At 67.2% G+C, this 3,270-nt stretch carries 4 protein-coding genes and 1 pseudogene; 1 reads left to right on the top strand and 4 read right to left on the bottom strand.

The genetic code is table 11. From position 1 onward, the window contains the following. Positions 1–236: pseudogene (locus ACFE7U_RS08635) on the top strand (translational GTPase TypA); the annotation flags it as partial. 189 nt (positions 237–425) lie between these two features. On the opposite strand, the gene ACFE7U_RS08630 reads toward ACFE7U_RS08635, so the two are convergent. The 4 genes from ACFE7U_RS08630 to ACFE7U_RS08615 all read right to left on the bottom strand — a co-directional run bounded on the left by ACFE7U_RS08630 (position 426) and on the right by ACFE7U_RS08615 (position 2,929). Next, positions 426–2,084: an acyl-CoA synthetase gene (locus ACFE7U_RS08630; RefSeq protein WP_375409320.1), complete on the bottom strand. Its 1,659-nt coding sequence runs from the start codon at positions 2,082–2,084 to the stop codon at positions 426–428. 165 nt (positions 2,085–2,249) lie between these two features. After that, complete coding sequence (locus tag ACFE7U_RS08625) at positions 2,250–2,417, bottom strand: hypothetical protein (protein ID WP_375409319.1); 168 nt, start codon at positions 2,415–2,417, stop codon at positions 2,250–2,252. Between the two features lie 23 nt (positions 2,418–2,440). After that, the gene (locus ACFE7U_RS08620) at positions 2,441–2,749 is read right to left on the bottom strand and encodes a hypothetical protein (RefSeq protein ID WP_375409318.1); all 309 of its coding nucleotides are present in this window, start codon (positions 2,747–2,749) and stop codon (positions 2,441–2,443) included. Positions 2,750–2,752: 3 nt separating this feature from the next. Next, on the bottom strand, positions 2,753–2,929 hold the full coding sequence (locus ACFE7U_RS08615; RefSeq protein ID WP_375409317.1) for a hypothetical protein: 177 nt from the start codon (positions 2,927–2,929) through the stop codon (positions 2,753–2,755). Positions 2,930–3,270: the final 341 nt, after the last annotated feature.

Raw genomic sequence — 3,270 nt, 5'->3', positions numbered from 1 at the left:
AGAACGACCTCGAGGTGAACGTGCTCAAGGGCAAGAAGCTCACGAACATCCGCACCACCTCGAAGGACGAGGCCGTGCGCCTGACGCCGCCGATCCGCATGACGCTCGAGCGCTCGCTCGCCTGGATCCAGGATGACGAGTTGATGGAGGTCACCCCGAAGTCGATTCGCCTGCGCAAGACACACCTCGACCCCAACGACCGCAAGCGCTTCGAGCGGTCGGGCGGCACCGCTTAAACTCTCTCGACGGTTTGAAATACAAAAGGCCGGGCAAATCGCCCGGCCTTTTTCTTTGTACATTCGCCACCGGGTTGCCTCGACCGGTTGTCATTCCCGGGCGCCGCAGGCGAGCCCGGAATGACAAGCCGGGTACCAAATCGATGTTTAAGAGAGGGAGCCCGCCGCGCCCCCGCGCTTCGCTGCCCCTCACATTTCCTTCGCACGCTCCCGCAGCAGAAACTTCTGCACCTTCCCCGTCGCGGTCTTCGGCAGCTCCTCGAATACGATGTGGCGCGGCAGCTTATAGCCGGCGAGCCGCTCACGGCACCAGGCGATGAGCGCGTCGGCCTCCACGCTGGCGCCGGGTTTCAGCTCCACGAAGGCCACCGGCGTCTCGCCCCATTTCGGATCGGGCCGCGCCACCACGGCGGCGGCGGCGACGTCGGGATGGCGGAATAGCGCGTCCTCCACCTCGATCGAGGAGATGTTCTCGCCGCCGGAGATGATGATGTCCTTCGAGCGGTCCTTAAGCTGGATGTAGCCGTCCGGGTGCTTCACCCCGAGGTCGCCGGAGCGGAACCAGCCACCCGCGAACGCCTCCTGCGTCGCCGCCGGATTTTTGAGGTAGCCCCGCATGACGACGTTGCCGCGAAACATCGCCTCGCCCATGCTCTCGCCGTCGGCGGGCAGGCTCTCCATGGTCTCCGGATCGCGGATGTCGAACCCCTCCAGCACGGGATAGCGCACGCCCTGGCGCGCCATCATCTGCGCCCGCGCGTCGTCCGGCAGGGCGTCCCATTCGGCGTGCCAGGCGTTGACGACCGCCGGGCCGTAGGTCTCGGTCAGGCCGTAGAGATGGGTAACGTCGAAGCCCGCATCGCCCATTGCGGCGAGCACCGCCTGGGGCGGCGGTGCGGCCGCCGTCATGAAGGCGACCCGGCGGGGGAGCGGGCGCCGATCCTCATCGGACGCGTTGAGCAGGAGCTGCATCACGATGGGCGCGCCACACAGATGCGTCACGCCGTGCTCGGCCAAGGCCGCGTAGAGCGGCCCGACCCGGACCTGTCGCAGGCAGACATGGGTGCCGGCCACCACCGACAGGGTCCAGGCGAAGCACCAGCCATTGCAGTGGAACATCGGCAGCGTCCAAAGATAGACCGGGTGCCCCCCGAGCCCGCCCGTGATGACGTTGCCGAGGCACAGGAGCGCCGCGCCGCGGTGGTGGTAGACGACGCCCTTGGGATCGCCGGTGGTGCCCGACGTGTAGTTCAGCGAGATCGCATCCCACTCGTCTGCGGGCATCGCCCATGCGTAGGCCGGGTCGCCGCCCGCGAGGAGCGCCTCGTATCCAGCATCGCCGAGGCAATCGCCCGGTCCGGTATATTCCGGATCGTCGACGTCGATCACGAAGGGCGCCACGCCCGCCCTTTCGAGGGCCGAGGCCACGACCTTAGAGAATTCGCGGTCTGTGATGAGCACCTTGGCCTCGCCATGGTCGAGGCAGAAAGCGAGGCCGGCCGCGTCCAGGCGGGTGTTCAGGGTGTTCAGCACGGCGCCGGTCATCGGCACCCCGTAATGGCACTCGATCATCTCGGGCGTGTTGGCGAGCATCACCGCGACCGTGTCGCCTTGCCCGATGCCTCGCGCCGCCAGGGCCGAGGCCAGACGCCGACAGCGCCGATCAAGCTCCGCATAGGTACGGCGCAGGGGGCCGTGGATGATCGCGACGCGCTCGGGAAACACCAGCGCGGCGCGGTCGAGATAGCTCAGCGGTGTCAGAGGCTGGTAGTTGGCCGGATTCCGGTCGAGGTCACGATCGTAGATCGTGGGAGCGGTCCCAGGGGCCGGCGTCGATGCGACGTTCATGGTACGTGTCTCCCTCTAGGACACAGTACCGATCGCCCTTCGTCGTTCCAAACGGCTGCATCAATCGTTTGCAGTAGTCGAACGTCCGAAGGCCGTCGCCTTCCGCTCGGCACCCGGATCCCACCCCAAGAGTGGCGGACAACACCGCTCAGGATCGGCTTTCGATCAGCTGCTGCCGGGGTCTGTCTCGTTATCGGTAGGCTTGCCGCCGGTGCCGCCCAGTCCCGGCTTTCCGTCTGTCTTCTCGTTAGGGTCCTTCACGGCGTCGGGGGCGATGTTGGCCGGCTTCTTGGGTGAGGGGGCCGGCTGAGTCTCGTCGGGATCGTCTGACACGCATCCTCCGGGGTGAGCAACGGTCAATCCGTCTTCTTCTCGACCTTGTAGTGTCCGGCGGCAACCGGCTCGTCCTCGGCCGGGCCTCCTCCCGCTTTCTGGTCGGACTGCCCGTCCGAGGAACCGCCGATGGGAGCGGGGTTGCGGCCGGGGGCACCGCCCTGGTTCCAGGTCTCCTGGCGATCCGCGTCGGTGCGGCCACCGCTGCCCTGACCGGTGATCGCCGCCTGCTGCGCCGTCTGATGGCCGCCGACTGCAGGATCGCCCGGCTTGCCGACATCGGCTTCGGGCTTGCGGGTGGCGGTCTCGCTCGGAATGCTGTCGCCGCTCATCGATCAGTCCTCGTCCTTGCCGACGGCCGCAGTGGCACGGTCGATCGCCTCGGAAGCGGAAGAGTCCTGCTCAATCTTCTTCTCGGCGGCATTGCCGGCATTCTGAAGCGACTTCGTCCGCGCCTCGTTCGCGACCCGCTCATCGTCCTCGCGCGGGGAGGGCGTGCCTGTCTCGGTCATCGGGTGATTCTCCTGATCATGGCAGGACAACCACGCCCGATGCCTCGGGGTTGCCTGGGCCAGCGCCGGCCGGGGCCAGCTTTTGAGCCTACGATCGTTGGACCCTGCCCGCACTCCTCAGCCCATGCGGTCGGCTCAAGCCGTCGCGCATGGCCGGGTGTGATCGAGGGCGTGGATGCAATGAACGTCCTGTCGTCCCGACATGCGGGACAGGCGATGGGCCGGAAGACCCATCACCCGGGCCATCGACTCACCGCCGGAGGTCACCCACGAGCCAGGACATCCGCGCTTGCGACATGCCAGACGATGGTCAGCCGATCCCCTCGAACAGGGCCGACGAG

Origin of the sequence: uncultured Methylobacterium sp., assembly GCF_964251405.1 — a bacterium.
In the GTDB taxonomy this organism is placed as follows: domain Bacteria; phylum Pseudomonadota; class Alphaproteobacteria; order Rhizobiales; family Beijerinckiaceae; genus Methylobacterium.
Note: the sequence above shows the minus strand (reverse complement) of the source record. Positions and strands in the feature narration are given on the sequence as shown.

Excerpts from the sequence above, each read along its gene's own strand:
- ACFE7U_RS08630 (WP_375409320.1), bottom strand. The coding sequence starts at position 2,084 with ATGAACGTCGCATCGACGCCGGCCCCTGGGACCGCTCCCACGATCTAC.
- ACFE7U_RS08620 (WP_375409318.1), bottom strand. The coding sequence starts at position 2,749 with ATGAGCGGCGACAGCATTCCGAGCGAGACCGCCACCCGCAAGCCCGAA.
- ACFE7U_RS08615 (WP_375409317.1), bottom strand. The coding sequence starts at position 2,929 with ATGACCGAGACAGGCACGCCCTCCCCGCGCGAGGACGATGAGCGGGTC.